Genomic DNA, 23,237 nt, shown 5'->3' with positions numbered 1-23,237 from the left:
ACACCCCACGGGGTAATATCCGCACATGGAGAATCGGGAACCGGACCGCACGCTGGAGCTGCTCTGGCGGCGCACGCTGGGAACCCCGCAGGGCACCCGGGGCCCGAAGAAGCGCGTCAGCGTGGACGAGGTGATCCGGGCCGGTGTCGCCGTCGCCGACGAGGAGGGCCTCCCGGCGTTCTCGATGCGGAAGGTCGCCGACCGGCTGGGCCTCAAGCTGATGAGCGTCTACACGTATGTTCCGGGCCGCTCGGAGTTGATCGGCCTCATGGTGGACGAGGTCATCGGCGAGCACGCGCATCCCCCGCTCGACGGCGACCTGCGCGAACGCCTCACCACCGTGGCCTTCCACATGTGGGACGAATACCATCGCCACCCCTGGCTGCTGCAGGTGGAGAGCAGCCGGCCGTGGATCGGCCCGCACTCCTCCGAGCGCTACGAGTGGCAGCTCGCCGCGATCGAGGGCGCCGGGCTCACCGACCTCGAGATGGACCAGGTCGTCGCGATGCTCGGCGCCTACACGGCCGGCTCGGCGCAGGTCTCGGTCACGGCCCGCCGCACCGCCGAGCAGAGCGGCATCTCGGACGCCGACTGGTGGGCGGTCAACGCGCCGGTCCTGGAGCGCGTCATGCCGCCCGGCGCGTACCCGCTCTCCGGGCGGGTCGGCACGGCGGCGGGACAGGAGTACAACGCCGTGGGTGATCCGGATCGGACTTTCCGATTCGGCCTGGAGCGCCTGCTCGACGGGGTCGAGGCGCTCCTCGCCCGGTAGGGCAGTATTGATCCGTGATCGTCGATGCCCACCATCACCTGTGGCGGCCGGAGGCGGGCTACGCCTGGCTCGACGCCCCCGGGCTCGCCCCGATCCGGCGCCCGTTCCTGCCCGCCGACCTGACGCCGGAGCTCCGGGCGGCCGGGGTCGGCGCCACCGTGCTGGTCGAGGGCGGCCGGTGCCACCCCTCGGAGACGGCCGAGTTCCTGCGCTACGCCGACGAGACCCCGGAGATCGCCGGCGTGGTCGGCTGGGTCGACGTGACCGACCCCGGCCCGCTCCCCCGGTCGCCCCACCTCGTCGGGGTACGCGCCCAGGTGCAGGCCGAACCCGACCCCGACCACCTCGACCGCCCCGACGTCCGCCGCGGCCTCGCCGCGATAGCCGACGCTGGCCTCGTCTTCGACCTGGTGATCCGCGAGGACCAGTTGCCGGCGGCGGCCCGGGCCGCGCAGGCGATCCCCGGCCTGCGGTTCGTCCTCGACCACCTCGGCAAGCCGCGCACCTTCGCCGGCTGGCGGGGCCCGTTCGCCGACCTCGCCGCCAACCCGAACGTCACCTGCAAACTCTCCGGCCTGGTCACCGAGATCGGCCCGTCCTGGACGGTCGAAGCCCTGCGCCCCTACATCGCCACGGCGGTCGAGGTGTTCGGCCCCTCCCGCCTCATGTTCGGCTCGGACTGGCCGGTCTGCCTGCTGGTGGCTCGCTACGGCGAGGTGCTGACGGCCCTGCGGGAGGCCCTGCCGCCGCTGCCCGCGGCCGCGCTGGACGAGATCTTCGGGGGCACCGCCATCCGGGTCTACGGCCTCTCTTGAAGGCGCTTTTTCGAAGCGCTTCTCAAAGGCGCTGGCCCGCGGCCTCGCGGATGGCGTCGGCCACCTCGTCGGCCCGGGTCCGCTTGCCGGCCCACTTCGCGGCGTTGGATTTCTGCACGGCCCACGCCGCCACCGAACCCCCGGAGTGCCGCTCGATGCTGAGCCCGGCGTAGGCCCCGCCGAACCCCTTCACGTCGGCGAGCGGGATCGTCGTGGTGCTCCACGGGTTGCGCACGATCAGCTCGTCGGCGGTCAGCGTGAGCGACGGACGGAACGCGGCCAGCCAGATCCCGGCCGCGCTGACGACCAGGGCCACCGTTCCGAAGACCGGGCCGGCGACCGCGTATCCGTACCCGGTCACGACCACCCCGGCCACGATCGGCCCGATCTTGCCCGCCGGCGTGACACCCCATGTCTGGCTCATGGTGGTCGATCATCCCAGAGGCGGGCCGCCCCGGCGAGGTACGGTCGCCCCATGGACGTTCTCGTGGTCGGTGGACACGGCAAGATCGCTCTGCGGCTCCTCGGGCTGCTCGCCGCGCGCGGTGACCGGGCCCGCGGCCTGATCCGCAAACCCGGGCAGGCCGCCGATCTGGAAGCGGTCGGCGCGATCCCGGTGCTCGGCGATCTGGAGGCCGACGCGAGCCTCGAGGCCTACGTGAAGGGCGCCGACGCGGTGGTCTTCGCCGCGGGTGCGGGCCCCGGCAGCGGCGCCGCGCGCAAGGCGACAGTCGATCTGGGTGGCGCGGTCAAGCTCACCGATGCGGCAAGAGCCTTGGGCGTACGCCGCTACGTGATGATCAGTTCCATCGGCGCCGACCGTCCCGAGGCGGCGGACGGTCCCATGCTCCCCTACCTCCAGGCCAAGGCCGACGCCGACCGCCACCTGATCGCGAGCGGCCTCGACTACACGATCATCAGGCCCGGCTCCCTGACCGACGACCCCGGAACGGGCAGGGTCAACCTCACCACCACCCTGGGCAACCGGGGCCCGGTGACCCGCGACGACGTGGCCGCGGTCCTGGCCGAGATTCTCCACACGCCGGCAACCATCGGCACGGTGGCCGAACTCTTCAACGGCGAGACCCCGGTGCCCGAAGCAGTGAACTCTCTGCACCCCTAGCCACCCCGCGGCCGCCGCCTTCCGCCACCCAGCGCCCGCCACCCCACGGCCGCACCCCGCGCCCTCCACCTCGCGCCCGATTTGTCGCCCTGCCGTACAGCCAGCCCGAACCGGCTGCACACCACGGCTGCCCCCACGCCCGATTTGTCGCCCTGCCGTACAGCCAGCCCGAACCGGCTGCACACCACGGCTGCCCCCACGCCCGAATTGTCGCCCTCCTGTGCAGCCAACCGAGACCGGCTGCACACCACGGCTGACCCCACGCCCGAATTGTCGCTCTGTGGTACAGCCAGGGAACCGGGACGCGGGATGGCGTCAGCGGCGGAGCTTCAGGTCGGTCCAGACGAGGCGGTGATCCGAAGTGGGGAAGCCACCCACCGCCGACCACTCCGGCCCGTAGACGCCGGAGAGCCGGGAGAGCGGGTTCGCCCGGGTAGGCCAGAAGACACCGTTGCCGACGACCTTGAGGCCGGTGCTCGGCAGGACATAGTCGGCGCGCAGGTTGCCGGGCGCCGTGTCGGCGAAGTCGGCGGTGTCGTGTCGCGGGTCGCCGGTGTGCGACGTGTTGGCGCCACCCTGCAGAGCGGACGCTTCGGCGGCGCCGGCCGACGACGGGATGCGGCCGGAATTGATCAGCGGGTGGTCGAGCAGCTGGTGGATCGCGCCGTCGTAGGAGTCGCCGTCGTTCGGGTCGGCGTTCTGGTCACCGGCGACCACGAAGGCGGCGTTGCGGGCCAGACCGCCGCGCCGGCCGCGGTCGTCGTAGATGTAGCGGGCGCCGCGGACGTAGTCGGCCCAGAACCGGATCTCGTCGTGGTTGCGGCGTCCGTTGCGGTCCTCGGCGCCGTCGAAGGTGGGCGGCGTCGGGTGCGAGACCAGGAAGTGCACGGTACGACCGCCGACCCGGACCGGGACGTCCCAGTGGCTCTTCGACGACAGGCGGAGGACGGCCTGTTCCTCCGGCGAGTAGAAGCCGGCCGGGATCAGGTTGCCGGGCATGTCCTTCCACTTGAACTTCTGGAAGGTGCGCACCGAGCCGAAGTCGATCGGGTACTTCGAGTAGACGACCATGCCGTACTGGCCGGGGAAGACGCCGTAGCCGAACGCGTCGTCGCCGTAGGAGCCGTCACCCGGGGTCGTGTCGACGACACCGTTGTTGTTCAGGTCGAAACCGGACGCGACACCCGTGTTGACCGGGGCGACATATCGGTATTTATACCGGATTTTCGGAGCGCCGTTCTGCGACACCTCGAGGAAGTTCGCCGAGAACAGCCGCGCCGCCGCCGGGTCGTAGTCGAACTCGTTGATCAAGACTACGTCCGGGGCGGCCCGCTGGATGACCTCGGCGACGTTGCGCGCCTGCCGGCGGTAGACGTCGTCGACATCGGGGTTCGCCAGATGCTCGCGGAGCAGGCCCTCGGCGGACCGGTTCAGCGAGAGGTTGAAAGTCGCGAATCGCACATCGTCGTGGCGCCCGTGAGCCTGGGCGGGAGACGAGACAAAACCAGACGGGACAAAAGCAGAAGACGGGACAAAAGCCGCGATGAGCGCGGCGACGAGAAGAACTCTCTTCATCACACCATCCGATCGCCGGAGTCTTAACCCTCCATACCGGACGATCGAACGGGAGAGCAATGCCGGATTAAGCCCCTCGGCGGTGCTCGAAGATCAGGTACGTCTCGGTGCCCGCCACGAGCCGGGTGCTGCTCAGCCGCTCGGTGATCACGTTGCGCAGGTCGTCGACGTCGGCGGCCGCGACGTGCAGCAGGAAGTCGTACGACCCGGACACGAAGTAGACGTCCCGGACGGCCGGGATCCCGGCGAGCGACTCGGCGAACTTGCCGATGCCGTCCCGCGCGTCCGACCGGATCCGGACGGCGATCATGGCCTGGATGGGCCGGCCGATCCACGCCGGGTCGACGTCGGCGTGGAAGCCGCGGATCGCGCCGAGCTCGCGCAGCCGCCGGACGCGAGTGAGGCACGTCGATGGGGCGATGCCGACGCGGTCGGCGAGGGCGTTGTTCGGCATCCGGCCGTCGGCCCGCAGCAGGCTCAGCAGCTCCAGATCGATCTCGTCGAGGCCTCGAACATCCTTCGGCGGCTCGGCCATCATGCGATCTCCGCGCGAACGAAAAACACCGAGGCCGACGCGGACAGAATCATCTTCGCCGCACTTGCCCGCCCGCTGCACATCGTTCCACCCTATCGCCAGAAGACAACGGAGTCGAAAGGACAACCCCCATGCGCGTCGGCGTGCCGAAAGAGGTCAAGAACCACGAGTACCGGGTGGCCATCACCCCGGCCGGCGTGGTGGAGCTGGTACGCCACGGCCACGAGGTCCTGATCCAGGCCGGGGCCGGCGCGGGTTCCGCGATCACCGACGAGGACTACCTCGCGGCCGGCGCGTCGATCGCCCCGGACGCCGACGCGGTCTGGGACGCGGCCGATATGGTCCTCAAGGTCAAGGAGCCGATCGCCGAGGAGTACCACCGGCTGCGCGAAGGCCGGGTGCTCTTCACGTACCTGCACCTCGCGGCCGACGCCGAGGGGACGAAGGCGCTGCTGGAGAGCGGGACGACGGCGATCGCCTACGAGACCGTGCAGCTCGCGGACGGCTCGCTGCCGCTGCTCGCCCCGATGTCCGAGGTCGCCGGCCGGCTCGCCCCGCAGGTCGGCGCGTACAGCCTGATGCGCAACAGCGGCGGCCGCGGCGTGCTCCCGGGCGGCGTCCCGGGCGTCTCCCCCGCCAAGGTCACGGTGATCGGCGGCGGCGTCTCGGGCGTCAACGCGGCCACCATCGCCCTCGGCCTCGGCGCCGACGTGACCGTTCTTGATCTGAGCATCCCGCGTCTGCGGCAGATCGACGCGCAGTTCGGCGGCCGGGTGAAGACGCTCGTCTCGAGCTCGCTCGCCATCGAGCAGTCGGTCCTCGAGGCCGACCTGGTGATCGGCGCGGTGCTGGTGCCCGGCGCGAAGGCCCCGACGCTGGTCTCCAACGACCTGGTGAAGCGCATGAAGCCCGGCTCGGTCCTCGTCGACATCGCCATCGACCAGGGCGGATGCTTCGAGGACTCGCGCCCGACCACCCATCAGGACCCGGTCTACCAGGTCCACGAGTCCGTCTTCTACTGCGTCGCGAACATGCCCGGCGCCGTCCCGAACACCTCGACGTACGCCCTCACCAACGCGACCCTGCCCTACGTCCTCCGCCTGGCCGACCGGGGCTGGAAGGACGCCCTCCGCGCCGACCCGGCCCTGGCCCTGGGCCTCAACGCTCACAACGGCACCCTGACCAACGACTCGGTCGGCACCGCCCTGGGCCTCCCCACCGAGAAGATCTCCACGATCCTGGCTTAGCAGGTCGCCCGCGGGCGCGTTTCCGGACCCTTCCGGCGACGCGCCCGTTTTTCATGGACCAAACCCCTCTCGGGTACGAGGGACAGCGTGCCCGGCGGGGACGGATTCGGGGCGGGACTGAGAGGAAGGGAGCGGAGGGCTCACTCAGGTCGCCCGGCTCGTGGCCGCGGGATGGACGCGTAGCGGCCAGCGGCCCGGGCCGGGCCCTCGGCGGGAGCAGCGAACTGAACCACCCACCCCGATGCGACATCTTGAATTTGACCTTGAATCTGACTGTTCTCTGTTAGGAAAGTTTGCTTTATATTCTTGTCACACCCATGAATCGATGAACGTCATTGGAGGTGTGGCATGCGTAGGTTGCTCGCCCTGCTCGCGGTCGCCATCGTCGGCGCCGCGGGGTCGTTGCTGGCGGCATCCCCGGCAGCGGCGCACGGGTACGTCTCCTCGCCGCCCAGCAGGCAGGCGCTCTGCGCGCAGGGCAGAATGTCGTGCGGGCAGATCAAGTACGAGCCGCAGAGCGTCGAAGGGCCGAAGGGGCTCAAGACGTGCAATGCGAACGTCGGGCAGTTCGCGGAGCTCAACGACGACAGCAGAGGCTGGCCGGCCACCAACGTGGGCACGTCGCAGACGTTCACCTGGGTGAATACGGCGCGGCACGCGACGGCGAACTGGGAGTACTGGATCGGGAACACACGGATCGCGTCGTTCAGCGGGAACAACCAGCAGCCGCCGGCGACGCTGTCGCACACGGTGAACCTGAGCGGCTACTCCGGGCGGCAGAAGATCCTCGCCGTCTGGAACATCTCGGACACCACCAACGCGTTCTACTCGTGCATCGACGTGAACGTCGGCGGAACCGGCGGCGGTGGCCCGACGACTCCCCCGCCCACCGGCAACTGCGGTGGCGTCGGAGCGTGGGCGAGCTCGACGGTGTACGTCGGCGGTAACCTGGCCACCCACAACGGCCGCAAGTGGCGGGCGTCGTGGTGGACCCAGGGTGAGACGCCCGGCTCCGCCGCCGTATGGGTGGACCAGGGAGCCTGCTGACCCCCGATTCCAGTCAGTCCCCGATCTTGTTGATCTGCGCGGCAACGGGGCGCACGGAATCAACAAGATCGGGGAGGACCGGGAGCGGTCAGAAGGCGGCGAGCACCGAACCCTGGTACTTGTCCTCGATGAACTTCTTCACCTCGGCCGAGTGCAGCAGCTTCTCCAGCTTGACGACCCGGGCGTCGCTCTCGTCGCCGGCCCGGACGACGACCAGGTTGGCGTACGGGTTGTCGTCACCGGTCTCCAGCGCGAGCGAGTCGGCCGACGGCTTGAGGCCCGTCTCGATCGCGTAGTTGCCGTTGATCACCGAGATCGCGGTGTCCTCGAGGCTGCGCGGGAGCTGGGCCGCCTCCAGGGACTTGAACTGCAGGTTCTTCGGGTTGGCCGTGATGTCCTTCTCGGTGGCCTTGACGCCGACGCCGTCCTTCAGCGTGATCAGGCCGTTCTTCGCGAGCAGGTTGAGCGAGCGGCCCGAGTTCGACGGGTCGTTCGGGATCGCGACGACGCCACCGTCCGGGACCTCGGCGATGCTCTTCACGGTCTTGGAGTAGACGCCGAGCGGCTCGATGTGCACCGGCGCCAAGGCCTTGAACTTGTAGCCCTTCGCCGCGACCTCCTCCTCCAGGTACGGGATGTGCTGGAAGTAGTTGGCGTCGATCTGCTCCTCGCTGAGGGCGACGTTCGGCTGGATGTAGTCGTTGAACTCGACGATCTCCAGCTTGAGGCCCTCGGCGGAGGCCAGGTTGTCGGCGACGTACTTGAGGATCTCGCCGTGCGGGACCGGGCTGACGCCGACCTTCAAGACGTCCGAATCGCCGGATTCGTCAGAGGAAGAACCGCAAGCAGCGAGGCCAAGAAGGAGGGAACCAGCGGCGATGAGGGCGGCCAAGCGGCGCATTTTTCGCGGAACCTTTCTAGCGGTGTGAGAGCCGGCGGACGAGAATGTCGCCCACCATCTGGACAAGCTGGACGAAGACCACCAGAGCGACCACCGTGGCGATCATGACCTCGGTCTCGAAGCGCTGGTAGCCGTACCGGATCGCGAGGTCGCCGAGACCGCCGCCGCCGACCGTGCCGGCCATCGCCGAATAGCCGATGATCGCGATCACGGTGATGGTCAGGCCGGCGATGAGGGCCGGCATCGCCTCGCGGAGCAGCACCTTGCCGACGATCTGGCGGCGGGTGGCGCCCATCGCGACGGCGGCGCTCACGACGTCGGACGGCACCTCACGCAGGGCGGACTCGACGATCCGGGCGAAGAACGGGATGGCGCCGATGGTCAGCGGCACGATCGCCGCGTCGGTGCCGATCGTGGTGCCGACGATCAGCCGGGTGAACGGGATGATCGCGACGAGCAGGATGATGAACGGCAGCGACCGGCCGACGTTGACGATCACGCCGAGCACGGCGTTGACCGGCCGCGCCTCGAGCAGCCCGCCCTTGTCGGTGAGGATCAGCAGCACGCCGATGAGCAGGCCGCCGATCGCGGTGAGCAGCGTCGACACACCGACCATCCAGGCGGTCTCCTGGAATCCGGTGCCGAGCAGCTCGAACGTTTCGGACCAGGTCATCTCGCGGCCCCCACCAACGCGCCCGACTTGCGGAGGAAGTCCACGGCTTCCTGGTTGTCCTCGCCAGGCAGGGCGAGCCTCCATCTTCCGGCGCGCGTTGCGGCGAGCGTCTCCACCGAGCCACCGAGGATGCGTACGTCGGAGTCGAACCGGCGGGCCAGTTCCGCCAGCAACGGCCGATCCGCATCCTCGCCACTCACCGTCACGTCGATCACGGTCGAGCCGGGGATCGCGGTCGGCGCCTCGATCGGGAACAGGTCACGGGCCAGCTCGGAGTCCTCGCGCAGCAGGTCGGCGACCCGCCCCGACTCGACGAACCGGCCGTCCCGCATCACCGCGGCCGACGTGCAGATCCGCTTCACCACTGTCATCTCGTGGGTGATCAGCAGGATCGTGAGGCCGAGCCGCCGGTTCAGGTCGAGCAGCAGCCGCAGGATCGAGTCGGTCGTCTCCGGGTCGAGCGCCGACGTCGCCTCGTCGGAGAGCAGCACCTTCGGCCGGGCGGCGAGCGCGCGGGCGATGCCGACGCGCTGCTTCTGCCCGCCGGAGAGCTGAGCGGGGTACGCGTCGGCGCGCTCGCTGAGCCCGACGAGGTCGAGCAGCTCCTTCACCCTTTGACGACGCTCGCCCCGCGGCGTCCCGGTGATCTCCAGGGCGAACGCGACGTTCGCCGCGACGGTCCGCGAGGAGAGCAGCGCGAAGTGCTGGTGGATCATCCCGATGCCGTGCCGGGCGATCCGCAGGTCCCCGCGGCGCAGCTTCGTGAGCTCGACGCCGTCGACCTCGACCGTGCCGGCGTCCGGCTTCTCCAGCATGTTGACGCAGCGCAGCAGCGTGCTCTTGCCGGCGCCGCTCTGACCGAGGACGCCGTAGACCTCGCCCTCGCCCACGGACAGGTCGACGCCGTCGACGGCGTTGACCGTTCGCTTGCGTGAGCGGTAAGTCTTGTGCAGACCGCTGATTTCTATCACGTAAAACACCCTGGTCAGCCGATGTGACGAGCGTCGCAAAACCTACTCAACTGATCGGCTTTGCACCGTGGCCAAAGATAGCTTTCAGGTGTCCGTGACGCCAATTGATGTAACGACCCTCACGAAGATCGTCACTTTCAAGCCGGTCAGTTTCTCCGGGACTCGTGGACCAGGATCGCGATCTGGACGCGGTTGGCGCACTTCAGCTTCTCCATGAGCCGGGAGACGTACGACTTCACGGTCGGCACGCTCATGTGCAGATCACGACCGATCTCCGCGTTGGAGGCCCCGGTCGCGACGGCCTCGGCGACGTGCCGTTCCCGCTCGGTCAGCCCGTCCAGCGGATCCGGCCCGGCCACACTCCCCCGCCCGACCGCGTGCTCGATGAGCCGGGGCACCACCGACGGCGCGAGGATCGGCTCACCCGCTGCCGCGCGGCGTACCGCGTCCAGGATCTCGGTGGGCGCGATGTCCTTGAGCAGGAACCCGTTCGCGCCGAGCCGCAGGGCCCCGAGCAGATAGTCGTCGGTGTCGAACGTCGTCAGCACCACGATCGCCGGCTTCTCCCCGCCGCGCCGCAGCACTTCGGTGGCGGCGAGACCGTCCATCCGAGGCATCCGGACGTCCATGAGCACCACATCCGGCGCCAGCCGCCGAGCCGCCTCGACGGCCTCGACGCCGTCGGCGGCCTCCCCCACCACCCGGATGTCGGCGCCGGCCCCCAGCACCAGCGACAACCCCACCCGCACCAGCGGATCGTCATCAGCGATCAGCACCCGGATCACCGCGCCGCCGGCAGCGGCAGCCGGCTCGCCCAGCCCCGAGGTCACCCCGCCGGCCGGTTCGCCGCGCCCGGAGGCCGGATCGCCGGTCGGTTCGCCGCGCTCGGACGCCGGATCGCCGGTCGGTTCGCTGCGCTCGGAGGCCGGATCGCCGGTCGGTTCGCTGCGCTCGGAGGTCAGGTCTTCGGCCATGGGAGCCAGGCTTCCAGGTCGAAGGTGAGGCCGGCGCCCGGGGAGGCCCGGACACCGTGCCGGAGGCGGCCACCGACGAGTTCGACGCGCTCGCTCAGGCCGAGGAGCCCCGCGTGCGCTCCAGGAACCGCCGGCCCGGACGGGAGGCCGCCCGGCGCCGGAGCATGACCCGGCGGTGGAGGACCAGCCGGCGCCGAAGCATGACCCGGCGGCGGCGACAGCAGGGGGTTGGAGAGGTGGACGTGGAGTTCGCCTTCCGGGGTCCGCTCCAGCACCAGGTCGACCGGGGTGGCCGCGGGGTTGTGCTTGCCCGCGTTGGTGAGGCCCTCCTGCACCAGGCGGTAGACAGTACGGCCTAGCGCCGCCGAGACCGGGGTGCCGTTGAGGCGGTTGTCGGCGCGGACGCGCATGCCCGCCGCCTCGGCCTCGGCCAGCAGGTCGCCGAGGTGGGTCAGGTCGGGTTGGGGGCGCAGGTTGCTGTCGTTGTCGCCGGCGCGCAGGACGCCGAGGATGGCGCGCAGTTCCTCGAGGGCCTCGTGGGCGCTCTTCCGGATCGTCGCGGCGGCTTTCGCGGTCTCGTCGGGGGTCAGGTCGCGGCGCAGCTGGAGTGCGCCGGCGTGCAGGCTGACCAGGGAGATGCGGTGGGCGATGGAGTCGTGCATCTCGCGGGCGATGCGTTCGCGCTCCAGGGCGCGGAGCCGGTCGGCGCGCAGGCGGGCGTGGTCTTCGGCCTGCTCGGCGCGGTGGCGCAGCGAGTCGATCAGCTCGTAGCGGGAGCGGACCGCCAGCGCGATCGCGACCGCGGTGGTGAGCAGCGCGGCGTTGAGCACGATCTCGGCGACCGGGGTGAGCTCGACGTCGGGGCGGCGCAGCGAATAGGCGAATCCGGTCCCGATGTTCAGCACCACGATCAGCAGCACGGCCCGGGTGCGGCGCCGGACGACGAGCGTGTAGAGGGTGGCCAGCCCGGCGAACGCGATCGTCTCGGCGAGCGGGCTGAGCGCCGTCAGGAAGAACGCCACGGCGAGCGGGTTGCGGCGCCGCCACCACAGGGACAGCGAGCCGGCGAACCCGAGCAGCAGCGCGAAGAACGTCTCGTCGCCCTGGATCCGGCCGGACGACTCGGCCGACCCGGCGAGCAGCAGCGCGCAGAAACACGAGACCAGGATCGCCGCGACGTCGATGGCGCGATCCTTCACCACCGTCCGCAAAGGACCACCGCGCCGCAGCAGAGCCACCGGCCAGCCCGGAGGCGGCCCACCCGGACCCGGGCCACCCGGACCCGGCCCACCCGGACCCGAGCCGCCCGGAGACAGCCCACCCGGATCCGGCCCACCCGGAGCTGGCCCACCCGGAGACGGCCCACCCGGAGCCGGGCCGCTCATCGGCGGACCAGCGGGCGCCAGAACTGCCGGTCGCCCTCGTCGCGGACGGCGTAGCCGAGTTTCTGCAGCGTGTCGCGCAGCTCGCCGGCCTCCTTGCCGGCCTTCTTGCGCAGCGCCACGGCCCGGGCCGTGAGCACCGCGTCGGCGTCGATGGGCAGCTGGCCGCCGGACGGCTCCCAGCGCTGGTAGAGGCCGGCGAACGGGTCGTCGTCGTGCCACGGCCAGCCGTGCTCGCGGAACGCCTCGCCGAGCCGGGCGCGGCTGGCGCCGGGCTCGCCGTGGAACATGTGCCGGGAGTCGTTGTCGAGCACGATCAGCAGGTCGCGTTCGGGGTAGAGCGCGCCGATCTCGAGCCGCGCGAACGTCTGCCGGGCGCCCGCCGTCTGCAGCTCGAGCCGGTCGTCGGCGACCGTGACCCGGGTGACGCGCCGCAGGATCTCGGCGCTGACCAGGGCGCCGAGAACGCCGAAGATCGCCGCTTGGATCGCGACCTTCCACCACGCGTCGACGCCCGCCACCGCCTTGATCACGAAGCCGAACGGCAGCGCGACGCCGAGGCCGGCGAGCCACCGCGCGACGACCGGCAGGATCAGCGCGAGCAGCACGCCGGCCGCCGCCGGGCCGAGGGTGATCCACGCACGGTCGGCTCGGGAGAGGGTGAGGACTGTCGGTTCTCCGGGCACGGGAACGACGCTATGCCGCCGGGGAGAGCGGGGCCAGACTACCGAAGTCGACGGCCCCGCGACTTTGGTATATGCCTCAGAGCGGGTCGGGCTCCGGGACCGCCAGCGCGATGGTGAGTGCCAGCACCCACTCCGGTTCCTTCAGCCGATCGCCGTACAGCTCGCGCAGCCGCGCCATCCGGTAGCGGACCGTCTGCGGGTGCACGAACAGCTCGGCCGCCACGTCCTCGCGCCGCCCCTGGTGCAGCAGCCAGCTGCGCAGCGTCTCGACCAGCTTCGCGGCGGCCGCGCCACGTTCCCCGGCGAGCGGCGCGAGCGCCCGCGCCCGCAGGTCGGCGAGCGCGCTCGGGTCCGCGGTGACCACGACCGAGGCGAGGTGGTCCTCGGTGTCGACCACTCCCCCGCCGGCGGGCCGGCACAGCTCGTGGACGCGGATGACCCGGTTCACCGAGGACTGCGCCTCCAGCCACGGCCGGGTCGGGCCGATCATCGCGCTGTGCCCGGTGAGCAGCCGGAACAGGGTCGGCCGGGACTCGCCCTGCGGATCGGGGACGAGCAGCACGGTCATCCCGGGCAGCTCGGGTACGGCGTCGGCGAGCTGCAGGGTCCGGGGGTCGAGCAGGTCGATCACCCAGCGCGCCGCGCGTTCCGGCAGCATGATCGCGGTGAGCGTCTGCGGCGGCGTCCACTCGGCCTGCTCGGCGGCCGCCTGGATGACGTGCGCCGGCTCGCCGGCGACCAGGGCCTGGGCCAGCTCCTGGAGGTGCCGCATCCGGATCCGCCCGGACGCGGCCAGCTCGTCGGCGTGCCCGGCCACGCTCGCGGCGGAGAGCTCGTCGATGTACGCGAACACCATCTCGGCGAAGTCGGCGACCACGGCGGCCTGCTGACCGGCGCCGACGCTGATCGCGGCGAGCTCGCGCCACGCCACCCGGGCGCCGACCCGGTACGCCGCGAGCAGCGCGTCCAGGCTGCGGCCGGACCGGGCCTCGCCCCGGCCCAGCGCGTACGCCCCGCTCAACGCGGCCCGCAGCGGCACGCCCCCGTCCGCGCCCGGCCGCGACACCAGGTCGAAGAAGGTGCCGAGCGCGGCCTGCACGGCCCGCTCGATCTTGTGGCCGAGCTCGCCGGCGAACGCCTCCGCGTAGGCCGGCACTTCCATGGTGATGGCGGCGATGCACTGCACGGCCACCTCGGGCAGTCCCCGTCGTAACGGCGCCACGACGTCCTCGGGGAGACGGTAGGACCGCACGTCACGCAGCGGCTCGATCACTCTCTGTCCCTTCTTCGGTCCGACCCTTGTCCCCGCCGAACAATTATGCGGCGTCCGATTCACTTCCCGTGGTCATGCTTTCGCCGCTGTGAGGCAGCAGGCTTGGTCAGGTGCCAGTTACACAGACATTGCGCAACGGCGCGTGGCGTGTCGTCGAGTTGATCACCACCCCGGTGGTGCCGGCCGACTACCTCGACGTCATCGCGCCCCTCCGCAACCCCAACGTCCTCCGTGCCCGGGTCGAGGCGGTCCGCCACGAGACGGACAAGGCCGTGACGCTGGAGCTGCGTCCCGGCCGTAACTGGCAGCCCCACCAGCCCGGGCAGTACGTCCGCCTCGGCGTGGACGTCGACGGCGTGCGGCTCTGGCGCGCCTACTCGGTGAGCAGCGCGGCCGGCCGCACCGACGGCCGGTTCACGGTCACCGTGAACGAGGTCGCCGACGGCGTCGTCAGCTCCTACCTGCGCAAGCACGCCCGCCGCGGGATGCTGCTCACCCTCGACCTGCCGGCCGGCGACTTCCTGCTGCCGGCGACGAGGCCCGCCAAGGCGCTGTTCGTGACCGCCGGTAGCGGGATCACCCCGGTCATGGGGATGCTCCGGAGCGCGGTCCACGAACTGCCGGACGTCGTGGTCGTGCACTCCGCCCGTACGAAAGAAGATGTTGTCTTCGGGTCTGAATTGCGCGATCTGGCAGCGAAGGGGCACATCCGCCTGATCGAACGGCACACCCGCGCCGACGGGCGGCTCAAGGCAGCCGACCTGGCCGAGCTGGTGCCGGACCTGTTCGAGCGGGAGACCTGGGCGTGCGGCCCGGGCGAGATGCTGGACGCCCTCGCCGAGCACTGGGCCGACGCGGGCGCCGAGGACCGGCTGCACGTCGAGCGATTCCGGCCGACCGTGCTGGTGGCCGGCGACGGGGGCACGGTCGCCTTCGAGCGTTCCGGTGTCGAGACCGAGGTCCCGCCGGGCGTCACCATCCTCGACGCCGGTGAGGCCGCCGGTCAGCTCATGCCCTCCGGCTGCCGGATGGGGATCTGCTTCAAGTGCGTGCTGCCGATGCGCGAGGGCATCATCCGCGACGTCCGGGACGGGGCCGTCACCACCGTCACCGAGCTCGACGAGCCCGTGTTGATCCAGACGTGCATCTCGGCCTCCGCCGGGCCGTGCCGCATCGACGCCTGACCGCTTCCCGAAGAAGAAGCATCGTCGCCTGACCGCTTCCCGACGAAGAAACAGACGAAAAAGAGAACGAGGAACCGCCGTGACCACTCTGCAGCGCAAGGACGTCAACCCGATCGCCCATCTCTCGCCCGAGGACATCGAGGCGATCGGCCGTGAGCTCGACGCCATCCGGGACGAGTTCATCGCCAAGCGCGGCGAGAAGGACGCCAAGTACATCCGCAACATGATCAAGGTGCAGCGGCGCATCGAGCTCGGCAGCCGCGCGGTCCTGCTCTTCTCGCTCTTCCCGCCGGCCTGGATCCTCGGCACTGTCGGCCTCTCCATCTCGAAGATCCTCGAGAACATGGAGATCGGCCACAACATCCTGCACGGCCAGTACGACTTCATGCGCGACCCGAAGATCCACTCGACGACCTGGGAGTGGGACTCGGCGTCGCCGGCCGAGCAGTGGAAGCACTCGCACAACGAGCTGCACCACAAGTACACGAACGTGGTCGGCCGCGACAACGACCTCGGCTACGGCATCATGCGCGTCGACGAGCAGCAGAAGTGGGTGCCCGCCCACCTCGGCCAGCCGCTCTACAACTTCATCAACGCGATCTTCTTCGAGTACGGCATCGCCGCGTACGACCTGGAGCTCGGCCGCAACCTGAAGAGCAAGAAGCGCCGCAACAACCCGGCCTTCCGCGCCGCCCTCCGCCAAGTCGGCCGCAAGATCCGCAAGCAGGCGGCTAAGGACTACGTGGTCCACCCGCTGCTGTCGGTGCCGGTCGGCCTCGCCTTCGGCAACCCGCTCGGCGCCTTCCTCGGCACGCTCAGCGCGAACGCGGTGGCCAGCGTGGTCCGCAACCTGTGGAGCCACTCGGTCATCATGTGCGGTCACTTCCCGAACGGCGTCGAGACCTTCGAGCGTACGTCGATCACGGGCGAGACCCGCGGCGAGTGGTACCTCCGTCAGATGCTCGGCTCGGCGAACATCTCCGGCAGCAAGCTCATGCACATCATGACGGGCAACCTGTCGCACCAGATCGAGCACCACCTCTTCCCCGACCTGCCGGCCAGCCGCTACGCGGAGATCGCGCCGAAGGTGCGGGCGCTCTTCGAGAAGTACGACCTCAACTACGTGTCCGGCCCGCTGCCCATGCAGGTCGCGTCGGCGTGGGCCAAGGTCTTCCGCCTCGCGCTGCCGAACCGCGAGAAGGCGAACGACATCGACCACGCGATCCCGCCGCGTCACCCGGAGCCGGCGACCGTCTGATCGCCTTTTCGAAGGCCGCCCCGGCGTCGTCCGGGGCGGCCTTCGTCGTCACACCCCCAGGCCGCCGACGATGCGCGCCTCGGTGCTGCTGAACTCGCCGGTCAGCATCGGCATGGCGGTGGCGATCGCGGCGCGCGTCTCCGGGAGCTGCAGCGAGGCGTCGTGGTGCTCCTTCGACTCCCACACCTCGTTCACGAAGATCGTCTGCTCGTCGGTGTCGGACACGCCCACGACGTACAGGTGGGCGCCCGCCGCCTTCAGCCCGCCGGCGCCGCTCACGAGGATCTCCACGACGGCGTCGCGGTGGCCGGGCTTCGCTTTCATCGTGCCGAAATATCCGTACATATCTGGTTTTATCCTTATCTGAGGTAGTTCAGGTCGGGGAATGCGTCGCGGTAGGCGTCCACCAGGCGGGTCGCGACGTCCACCTCGCCGACCAGCGGGTGCGCGGCCATCGCGCGGATCGCCGCCGCCCGTGATCCCGCGGCGGCCGCTTCGAGCACCCCGCGTTCGGCGCTCTTCACGGCACGCACCAGGCCCACCCCATGATCGGGCAAGGTCAAGATCTTGCGGGGTACGGCGCCGGCGGCGTCCACGGTGCACGGAACCTCGACGATCGCGTCGTCGTCGAGCACACCGACGGTGCCCCGGTTACGGACGTTCAGGATCAGCCGAGCCGGCTCGTCCGCGGCGAGGGCGCGCATCACCGCGAGGGCGACCCCCTCGTACCCCGCCGGGCGGGACTCGTCGTGCTCGCGCTCGCCCGCGCCGGCGAGCTCCCGGTTCTCCGCCATGTAGGTGGCCTCCCGTTCCCGCCACGCGCCGAGCCAGGCGTCGAGCGGATCGCGGGTGCGGTCGCCCAGCGAGTCGTAGCACCGGTGCTGCTGCTCCAGCAGGAACTCGCCCCGGGTCTGCGGCGCGTCCCGGATGGCGGCGAGGGTGCCGGCCGGGTCGTAGTAGTAGTGCAGGTACTCGTTCGGGATCGCCCCGAGCTCCCGCAGCCGGCCGGCCCCGAAGAGCCGCCCCTCCTCGAGCGTCCCGAGCAGCGCCTCGTCGGCCAGCAGCCCGGGAAGCAGATCCTCGCCCGTCGCCTCCGGCCGCACCCCGTAGAGCCACCCGAGGTGGTTGAGGCCCGCGTAGTCGACGTCCGTGGTCGCCGGGTCGGCCCCGAGCGCCCGCAGCACCCGGTCGACAAGGCCGGACGGCGAGTCGCAGATACCGATCACACGATCGCCGAGCAGCCCCGCCATCGCCTCGGTGACCAGCCCCGCCGGATTCGTGAAGTTGATGACCCACGCCTCCGGCGCGCGCCGCGCCACGGTCTCCGCGATCCGCCGCGCCACCGGCACGGTCCGCAGCCCATAGGAGATGCCGCCCGCCCCGACGGTCTCCTGCCCGAGCACGCCCGTCCTCAGCGCGACCCGTTCATCGAGCACCCGGCCGGCCAGCCCACCCACCCGGACGGCACAGAACACGAACGCCGCCCCCGCCACCGCCTCCCCGAGGTCGGTGGTCGTGACCACGGCCGGAGCGTCCGGCACGTCCCGGGCCTGAGCCGCGAGCACCCGCCCGATCGCCGACAGCCGCCCGCCGTCGACGTCATGCAGCGCCACCTCGGTGATCCCGGTCCGCCGGTGATCGGCCAGCAGGGCCCGATAGACCAGCGGCACCCGGAACCCGCCACCACCCAGAATCGTCAGTCGCATCCATTCCCCCGTCGAAAGCGGCCCCCAGCCGCGAAATGTGCCGAAGTCACCAACCGCCACCCCTTCTCAGCCCGCCGCCCACGCCCAGCCCGCCACGCACGCCCGGACCGCCGCCCAAACCCGGACCACCGCCCAGCCCGCCACGCACGCCCGAACCACCGCGCATGCCCGGACCGCCGCGCAGACCCGGACCACCGCCCAGCCCGCCACGCACGCCCGAACCACCGCGCACGCCCGAACCACTGCGCACGCCCGGCGCCCAACGCTCAGCCCGCCGCCCACGCCGAAACCGCCGCCCGCTCACGGTCAGCGCTCGATCGCAGGCGGCCGCCCAGGCACGAGCCCGCGGCCACCCACCCGCCGCCGCCGGCGGACAGAAGCCCTGCGCGGACCCGGTCACGAACGGCTGCCGGCACGCGGCGCCGTCTTTCAGTCGCCCATGGTCATTCGGTCTCCGATTCACGATCCGTGCTCGGGCGGGCGTCGGACAGCCTCGCGATCGTCGCCGTGGCCCGGTGCACCGCGGTCCGCCGGCCGGGCGGGATCACGTCGTCGAGGAAGGCGTAGCGCCGGGCCAGCCCGGCCTCGCCGGACTCGTCGTGGTGGCGGGTGGCGGCACCGCGCACGGCCTGCCACCAGTCGGCGATGTCGCCCCAGCCGGGTGCCGAGAGCGAACCGCCGAAATGCTGCACCGAGAGCGCCGCCACCAGGTTGGCGAACGCGAGCCGGTCGGCGAGCGGCCAGCCGCCGAGCGTGCCGGTGATGAAGCCGGCCGTGAACACGTCGCCCGCGCCGGTCGGGTCGAGCGCCTCCACCGGCACGGCCGGCACCGCGGCCACCTCGCCCGTCGTCGCGTCGACCGCGAGCGCGCCGTCGCCGCCGCAGGTGACGACCACGACGGGGGCGAGGCCGGAGAGTTTGTCCAGCGCCTGCCGGGGCTCATCGGTACGGGTGTAGCGCATCGCCTCCACCGAGTTCGGCAGGAAGGCGTGGCAGTCGGTCAGCGCCGCCAGCACGTCACGCGACCACTCCTCGGTCTCGTCCCACCCGACGTCGGCGAAGACGAGCATGCCCCCGGCCTTGGCCCGGTGCACCCAGCCCATCCCGGAGCCGGCCAGGCTCACGGCCGCACTGCGGGCCGCCGGAAGGCCGTTGACCAGCCCGTCGGGCTCGGTCGGCAGCGGGTGCCCATGCGTGATCATGCTGCGGTCCCGGTCGTACGCGAGCGACACCGTGACCGGCGAATGCCAGTCGTCCACCCGCTTCGAGGCGGACAGGTCGATGCCCTCCTGCCGGCTGAGCACCTGGTGACAGAACTCGCCGTAGGCATCGGTGCTGAGCGCCGTGCCGAGACCGGTGTGCAGGCCGAGCCGGCTCGCCGCGACCGCGAGGTTGGCCACGCCGCCGGGGCACGAGCCCATCCCGGGCGCCCACACCTCCGTCCCGGGGCCGGGCAGCTCACGGAGGCCGGTGAAGATGACGTCGAGGTACACCACCCCCGGCACGAACAGGTCGAGCTGCTCAGGCATCGTCCGATCTTACCCCCGCCCCGATAGGCCATATATCCATTGATCATCGTGGTGGCCGGAGGTCGGCGTGGGCGGCGCGAAGGGTGTCGACCACCCGATCGGTACCGGCCGGGCGCACCGCGTCGAGCGCCTGCCACGCCTCGTCGAGCGCCCGGGTCAGCTCGCCGATGCGGCCGGCGTGCTGGCGGCGGACGTCCTCGCGCACCTTCTCGATGCGGCGCATCCACCCGTCGGCGGCGCCCTCGGTCGCGTGGATGGGCGCGACCGGCCGCCGGGGAGAGGGAGCGGGAGGAAGCTGGGCAGGAGCGGGAGGAAGCTGGGCAGGAATGGGCTGGGCAGGAGAGGGCTGGGCGGGAGGGCCCGGGGCGGGAGGGCTCAGGGCGGGAGGTGCTCCCGCCGCCGGGGCGGTCACCGGCGGGCCGTCGCCCGGCAGGCCGGACATCGGGACGATGGCGGCGATCGGGCGGCCACCGTCGACGACGACGGTCACCTGGCCGGTGAGGCCGGTGACGCGCACGAGTTGCTGGAACCGCAGGCGCGCCTCGGCGATGCTGAGCTCGAGACGGCGGCGGATCGGTGTGGCTGGTTCTCCCATGTCGCGATGATGCCGCGCACCTATGACATTTTTCGGCGACCGAGGGCGGCACCCAAGCGACCGAGAGCGGCACCCAAGCGACCGAGAGCGGCACCGAAGCGGCCAAGGCGCCGGCCCCGAAGCCCGCCGAGGGGCGGCCCCGGCGCGCGTTCCACCCGATGGGCATGGCCGACGCCGAGGGATTCGCCGCGATGGGGGTCGTCGAGACGCTGGTCCACCTGCACGATCTCGCGGGCGGCCTGGGTCTGGAGTGGACCCCGCCGGAGGACCTCTGCGACCGGGTGCTGTGGCGGCTCTTCCCGGACGCGCCGATCGGCACCGGACGCCGGGAGACACTGCTCTGGGCGACCGGCCGCGGCGACCTGCCCGGCCACGAGCGGCTGACCGGCTGGCGCTGGGACGCGAACCCGCGATGAAGCCGGCCGGGGTTCGAGAGACGACGGCCTAGAGCCGATACGCCCCCAGCAGCTTCATCACCTTCTCGGCACCGTCGGTGAGCACGGCCAGGTCCACGTCCGTGAAGATGCGGCGCCGGCTGTCGATCACGCAGTGCGCACCGATCACCTGCTCACCCCGGCCGAGCAGCGGCACCCCGAGGTAGCTCCGCAGCCCGGTCATCTCCAGGAACGGGTTGTTCACGTGTTTCGGGTCCTCGCGGCCGTCGACCACGCAGTACGGCTCCCCGGCGAGCACGGTGTGCGTGCACATGGCCCACTCGGCGGGCGTGCCCTGCGCCTCCGCGACCCAGCCCGAGACGCCGTGCGCTCCGATGATCAGCTGGGAGGTGTCGAGCACCACGGAGACCAGCGACACCGGCGCCTCGAGCAGGGACGCGCTGCGCTTGGCGATCTCGTCGAGGCTGGTGCGCAGGTCCGGGTGGAGCAGGTCGTACCCGGCGATCTCCCGCATCCGTTCCGGGGTGCCGAGCCGGTCGAACAGTTCGGTGTTCACATCAGCTCCTGACAGTGGTGTACGCGGCGGTGAGTTGGCTGTGCGCGGTGACCCGGATCTGAAGGGCGAGCGCGCAGAGCCGGGTGGTGGGGTCGGCGGACTGCATGGCCGGCAGCAGCCGTTCCAGGGTGCTGTCCCCGGCGGTCCGGACCAGCTGGTCCCAGACGCGGGGGCCGTCCCCGCCGTGCACCCGGTAGACGGCTTCCCGCGCGTCCTCGACGGTGGGGCGTGGCAGTCCGTAGGACGCTTCGTCGGTCATCAAGGCTCCGGGTGTCGGGCGGACATCTGCGAAGACACCATCGGCGGCCGCATCCCCGACCGGAGGGAAACGAAACCAGGAAGGAGGAACCCCGGGGCCTCGGTGCCTTCCGCACCTTCGGTGCCGAAAGCCGCCGGCACGGCCTCAGTGCCGGAACCCGCCGACCAGGTTCGCGAGATCGCCGGCGAGCCGGGTGAGGTCCGCCGCGGCCTGCTGGGTGGCCCGGGCGCCGTCGGCGGTCGCGTTCGCGACCTCCGCGACCCCGGAGACGGTACGGGCGACGTCGCCGCTGCTGGTGGCCGCGTCCGCGACCGAGCGGCTCATCTCGCCGGTGGTGGCGGTCTGCTCCTCGACGGCCGACGCGATCGTGGTGGTGTAGTCGCCGATCTGCTGGATCACGTGGGTGATCTCGCCGATCGCCGAGGCCGCCGAGTCGCTGGACTCCTGGATGGCGCCGATCCGCTGGGTGATCTCCTCGGTCGCCTTGGCGGTCTGCTGGGCCAGCTCCTTCACCTCGCCGGCCACGACGGCGAAGCCCTTGCCGAGTTCGCCGGCCCGGGCCGCCTCGATGGTGGCGTTCAGGGCGAGCAGGTTGGTCTGCTCGGCGATGCTGGTGATCAGCCGGACCACGTCGCCGATCTCCGCGCTGGCCGCGCCCAGCTCGGCGACCTGGTTGTTGGTGCGTTCGGCGACGGCCATGCCCTCCTGGGCCACCCGGGCCGCCTCCGAGGCGTTCGTGGCGATCTCGGTGATCGAGGCGCTCATCTGCTCGGCGCCCGCGGCGATCGACTGGACGCCGAGGTTGACGTCCTCGCTGGCGGAGCTGGCCGAGTTCGCCTTCGTGGCCGCGTCGGCGGCGCCGCTCTGCAGCTGGGCGCTGACCGTGGAGAGCTCCTCGGACGCGCCGGCCAGGGTGGCGGCCGAGCCGCCGATGGTGGTGACGGTGTCCCGGAGCCGGGTGACCGCCGTGTCGAGGGCGCGGCCCATCCGGCCCGGCTCGTCGGCGGAGGTGAGGCCGCTGCTGCGGGTGAGGTCGCCGTCGGCGAGGCCCTCGCACACCTCGGTGACCCGGCTGAGCGAGCGGACGATGCCGCGGGCCACCAGGAAGCCGAGGGTGAGCGCCGCGATGATCCCGGCGAGGAGCAGCAGGATCTGCTGGAGGCGGGTGGACTCGTACCCGCTGCGGGCGTCGTCGGCGGCCTGGGCGGCGGCGGCCTTCTCCATCGCGGCCATCTCGCCGAGGTGTTCCTTCACCTCGGTGACGATCTCCGCCATGTCGCCGTTGCGGACCGATGCCCAGGTGGCGAGGTCGTTGCGGGCCGAGGCCGGCAGCAGCTGGTCGTTCGCGATGTCGACGATCCTCTGCCAGTCCGCCCGCACGTCGGCGATCATGGCGCTGGGCGGGACCGGCCCGGTGGACTCGTACTCCTCCCAGCCCGCCTCGATCGCCTTCACGTCGGCGGCGAAGCTCTCGGCGAACTGCTGCTTCGTCGTGGGGTCCCGCATGACCGCGTTGTTCGACAGGTCGAGCCGGGCCTGCGTCATGGAGTTCTGCAGGGAGCCGAGCGCCGCGACACCGAGCAGGTTGCTCCGGTAGATCTGCTGCGCCGTGTCGCTCGACTCACCGAGCGCGCGCAGGCCGAGCACCCCGATCAGCAGCGCCACGACCGACGCGACGGCCACCGCCACCAGAATCTTGATGTTGACACTGAGGTCCGCCCAGTAGCCCCGGCTGCTGGTCCTGGGCATCACGGCCTCGGCGGTCATCGCGCTCATGTCTT

25 protein-coding genes are annotated in these 23,237 nt (G+C 71.2%); 8 read left to right on the top strand and 17 right to left on the bottom strand.

Translation table 11 applies throughout. The features are described from left to right. Nucleotides 1-25: 25 nt before the first annotated feature. A complete protein-coding gene (locus AB0G10_RS15690) occupies nucleotides 26-772 on the top strand; it encodes a TetR/AcrR family transcriptional regulator C-terminal domain-containing protein (protein WP_360921004.1) in 747 nt (248 codons plus the stop codon). A gap of 14 nt (nucleotides 773-786) precedes the next feature. Next, nucleotides 787-1,587 (top strand): amidohydrolase family protein, encoded by an 801-nt coding sequence (locus AB0G10_RS15685; protein ID WP_360921001.1) that lies wholly within the window; start codon nucleotides 787-789, stop codon nucleotides 1,585-1,587. Nucleotides 1,588-1,609: 22 nt separating this feature from the next. Here the strand turns inward: AB0G10_RS15685 and AB0G10_RS15680 are convergent, their stop codons facing one another. Continuing rightward, complete coding sequence (locus AB0G10_RS15680; protein ID WP_360920998.1) at nucleotides 1,610-2,011, bottom strand: PH domain-containing protein; 402 nt, start codon at nucleotides 2,009-2,011, stop codon at nucleotides 1,610-1,612. Nucleotides 2,012-2,062: 51 nt separating this feature from the next. Between AB0G10_RS15680 and AB0G10_RS15675 the strand changes: the two genes are divergently transcribed. Further along, nucleotides 2,063-2,710 carry an SDR family oxidoreductase gene (locus AB0G10_RS15675; RefSeq protein ID WP_360920995.1) on the top strand — a complete coding sequence of 216 codons (648 nt, stop codon included), beginning with the start codon at nucleotides 2,063-2,065 and terminating at the stop codon, nucleotides 2,708-2,710. Nucleotides 2,711-3,025: 315 nt separating this feature from the next. On the opposite strand, the gene AB0G10_RS15670 is transcribed toward AB0G10_RS15675, so the two are convergent. Together AB0G10_RS15670 and AB0G10_RS15665 are read right to left on the bottom strand one after the other, a co-directional pair. Then, nucleotides 3,026-4,171 carry an endonuclease/exonuclease/phosphatase family protein gene (locus tag AB0G10_RS15670; RefSeq protein ID WP_360920992.1) on the bottom strand — a complete coding sequence of 382 codons (1,146 nt, stop codon included), beginning with the start codon at nucleotides 4,169-4,171 and terminating at the stop codon, nucleotides 3,026-3,028. Between the two features lie 181 nt (nucleotides 4,172-4,352). Then, nucleotides 4,353-4,820, bottom strand: coding sequence for an Lrp/AsnC family transcriptional regulator (locus AB0G10_RS15665; RefSeq protein WP_360923019.1), 468 nt, complete (start codon nucleotides 4,818-4,820; stop codon nucleotides 4,353-4,355). Between the two features lie 131 nt (nucleotides 4,821-4,951). Here AB0G10_RS15665 and ald point away from each other — a divergent pair, with 131 nt between their 5' ends. Together ald and AB0G10_RS15655 are read left to right on the top strand one after the other, a co-directional pair. Beyond that, nucleotides 4,952-6,067, top strand: a complete 1,116-nt coding sequence (gene ald, locus AB0G10_RS15660) for an alanine dehydrogenase (protein WP_360920989.1) — start codon at nucleotides 4,952-4,954, stop codon at nucleotides 6,065-6,067. Between the two features lie 348 nt (nucleotides 6,068-6,415). Further along, nucleotides 6,416-7,114 carry a lytic polysaccharide monooxygenase gene (locus tag AB0G10_RS15655; protein ID WP_360920986.1) on the top strand — a complete coding sequence of 233 codons (699 nt, stop codon included), beginning with the start codon at nucleotides 6,416-6,418 and terminating at the stop codon, nucleotides 7,112-7,114. A gap of 88 nt (nucleotides 7,115-7,202) precedes the next feature. On the opposite strand, the gene AB0G10_RS15650 is transcribed toward AB0G10_RS15655, so the two are convergent. The 7 genes from AB0G10_RS15650 to AB0G10_RS15620 all read right to left on the bottom strand — a co-directional run bounded on the left by AB0G10_RS15650 (nucleotide 7,203) and on the right by AB0G10_RS15620 (nucleotide 13,974). Beyond that, nucleotides 7,203-7,919: a MetQ/NlpA family ABC transporter substrate-binding protein gene (locus AB0G10_RS15650; protein WP_360920983.1), complete on the bottom strand. Its 717-nt coding sequence runs from the start codon at nucleotides 7,917-7,919 to the stop codon at nucleotides 7,203-7,205. A gap of 112 nt (nucleotides 7,920-8,031) precedes the next feature. Beyond that, nucleotides 8,032-8,688 (bottom strand): methionine ABC transporter permease, encoded by a 657-nt coding sequence (locus tag AB0G10_RS15645; RefSeq protein WP_360920980.1) that lies wholly within the window; start codon nucleotides 8,686-8,688, stop codon nucleotides 8,032-8,034. Continuing rightward, on the bottom strand, nucleotides 8,685-9,659 hold the full coding sequence (locus tag AB0G10_RS15640; protein WP_360920977.1) for an ATP-binding cassette domain-containing protein: 975 nt from the start codon (nucleotides 9,657-9,659) through the stop codon (nucleotides 8,685-8,687). The genes AB0G10_RS15645 and AB0G10_RS15640 overlap by 4 nt, the downstream gene beginning before the upstream one ends. A gap of 146 nt (nucleotides 9,660-9,805) precedes the next feature. Beyond that, nucleotides 9,806-10,444 (bottom strand): response regulator transcription factor, encoded by a 639-nt coding sequence (locus AB0G10_RS15635; RefSeq protein WP_360923016.1) that lies wholly within the window; start codon nucleotides 10,442-10,444, stop codon nucleotides 9,806-9,808. A gap of 173 nt (nucleotides 10,445-10,617) precedes the next feature. Beyond that, the gene (locus AB0G10_RS15630; protein WP_360920974.1) at nucleotides 10,618-11,835 is read right to left on the bottom strand and encodes a histidine kinase; all 1,218 of its coding nucleotides are present in this window, start codon (nucleotides 11,833-11,835) and stop codon (nucleotides 10,618-10,620) included. Between the two features lie 179 nt (nucleotides 11,836-12,014). Then, the gene (locus AB0G10_RS15625; RefSeq protein ID WP_360920971.1) at nucleotides 12,015-12,701 is read right to left on the bottom strand and encodes a hypothetical protein; all 687 of its coding nucleotides are present in this window, start codon (nucleotides 12,699-12,701) and stop codon (nucleotides 12,015-12,017) included. Nucleotides 12,702-12,777: 76 nt separating this feature from the next. Then, complete coding sequence (locus AB0G10_RS15620; protein WP_360920968.1) at nucleotides 12,778-13,974, bottom strand: helix-turn-helix domain-containing protein; 1,197 nt, start codon at nucleotides 13,972-13,974, stop codon at nucleotides 12,778-12,780. A 110-nt stretch (nucleotides 13,975-14,084) separates the two neighbouring features. On the opposite strand from AB0G10_RS15620, the gene AB0G10_RS15615 reads away from it, so the two are divergent. Together AB0G10_RS15615 and AB0G10_RS15610 are read left to right on the top strand one after the other, a co-directional pair. Then, a complete protein-coding gene (locus AB0G10_RS15615) occupies nucleotides 14,085-15,158 on the top strand; it encodes a ferredoxin reductase (protein WP_360920965.1) in 1,074 nt (357 codons plus the stop codon). A gap of 79 nt (nucleotides 15,159-15,237) precedes the next feature. Next, nucleotides 15,238-16,416 carry an acyl-CoA desaturase gene (locus AB0G10_RS15610; RefSeq protein WP_360920962.1) on the top strand — a complete coding sequence of 393 codons (1,179 nt, stop codon included), beginning with the start codon at nucleotides 15,238-15,240 and terminating at the stop codon, nucleotides 16,414-16,416. A gap of 48 nt (nucleotides 16,417-16,464) precedes the next feature. On the opposite strand, the gene AB0G10_RS15605 is transcribed toward AB0G10_RS15610, so the two are convergent. The 4 genes from AB0G10_RS15605 to AB0G10_RS15590 form a co-directional block, all read right to left on the bottom strand. Continuing rightward, entirely contained in the window at nucleotides 16,465-16,761 is a 297-nt protein-coding gene (locus AB0G10_RS15605) for an antibiotic biosynthesis monooxygenase (protein WP_360920959.1), read from the bottom strand. Nucleotides 16,762-16,775: 14 nt separating this feature from the next. After that, nucleotides 16,776-18,122 carry a 6-phospho-beta-glucosidase gene (locus AB0G10_RS15600; RefSeq protein ID WP_360920956.1) on the bottom strand — a complete coding sequence of 449 codons (1,347 nt, stop codon included), beginning with the start codon at nucleotides 18,120-18,122 and terminating at the stop codon, nucleotides 16,776-16,778. A 443-nt stretch (nucleotides 18,123-18,565) separates the two neighbouring features. Further along, nucleotides 18,566-19,651, bottom strand: coding sequence for a PfkB family carbohydrate kinase (locus AB0G10_RS15595; RefSeq protein ID WP_360920952.1), 1,086 nt, complete (start codon nucleotides 19,649-19,651; stop codon nucleotides 18,566-18,568). A 43-nt stretch (nucleotides 19,652-19,694) separates the two neighbouring features. After that, nucleotides 19,695-20,246 carry a hypothetical protein gene (locus AB0G10_RS15590; RefSeq protein WP_360920949.1) on the bottom strand — a complete coding sequence of 184 codons (552 nt, stop codon included), beginning with the start codon at nucleotides 20,244-20,246 and terminating at the stop codon, nucleotides 19,695-19,697. Between the two features lie 164 nt (nucleotides 20,247-20,410). Between AB0G10_RS15590 and AB0G10_RS15585 the strand changes: the two genes are divergently transcribed. Continuing rightward, nucleotides 20,411-20,662: a hypothetical protein gene (locus AB0G10_RS15585; protein ID WP_360920946.1), complete on the top strand. Its 252-nt coding sequence runs from the start codon at nucleotides 20,411-20,413 to the stop codon at nucleotides 20,660-20,662. 28 nt (nucleotides 20,663-20,690) lie between these two features. Here AB0G10_RS15585 and AB0G10_RS15580 read toward each other — a convergent pair whose 3' ends face one another. The 3 genes from AB0G10_RS15580 to AB0G10_RS15570 all read right to left on the bottom strand — a co-directional run bounded on the left by AB0G10_RS15580 (nucleotide 20,691) and on the right by AB0G10_RS15570 (nucleotide 23,232). After that, nucleotides 20,691-21,197: a GAF domain-containing protein gene (locus AB0G10_RS15580; protein WP_360920943.1), complete on the bottom strand. Its 507-nt coding sequence runs from the start codon at nucleotides 21,195-21,197 to the stop codon at nucleotides 20,691-20,693. Between the two features lies 1 nt (nucleotide 21,198). Beyond that, nucleotides 21,199-21,456 (bottom strand): hypothetical protein, encoded by a 258-nt coding sequence (locus AB0G10_RS15575; protein WP_360920940.1) that lies wholly within the window; start codon nucleotides 21,454-21,456, stop codon nucleotides 21,199-21,201. 144 nt (nucleotides 21,457-21,600) lie between these two features. Continuing rightward, a complete protein-coding gene (locus AB0G10_RS15570) occupies nucleotides 21,601-23,232 on the bottom strand; it encodes a methyl-accepting chemotaxis protein (RefSeq protein ID WP_360920937.1) in 1,632 nt (543 codons plus the stop codon). Between the last annotated feature and the right edge of the window lie 5 nt (nucleotides 23,233-23,237).

The sequence above is a fragment of the Actinoplanes sp. NPDC023714 genome (genome assembly GCF_040639855.1).
Classification (GTDB): Bacteria; Actinomycetota; Actinomycetes; order Mycobacteriales; family Micromonosporaceae; genus Actinoplanes.
The sequence above is the reverse complement of the archived record's forward strand: the minus strand, read 5'-3'. Positions and strand labels throughout refer to the sequence as shown.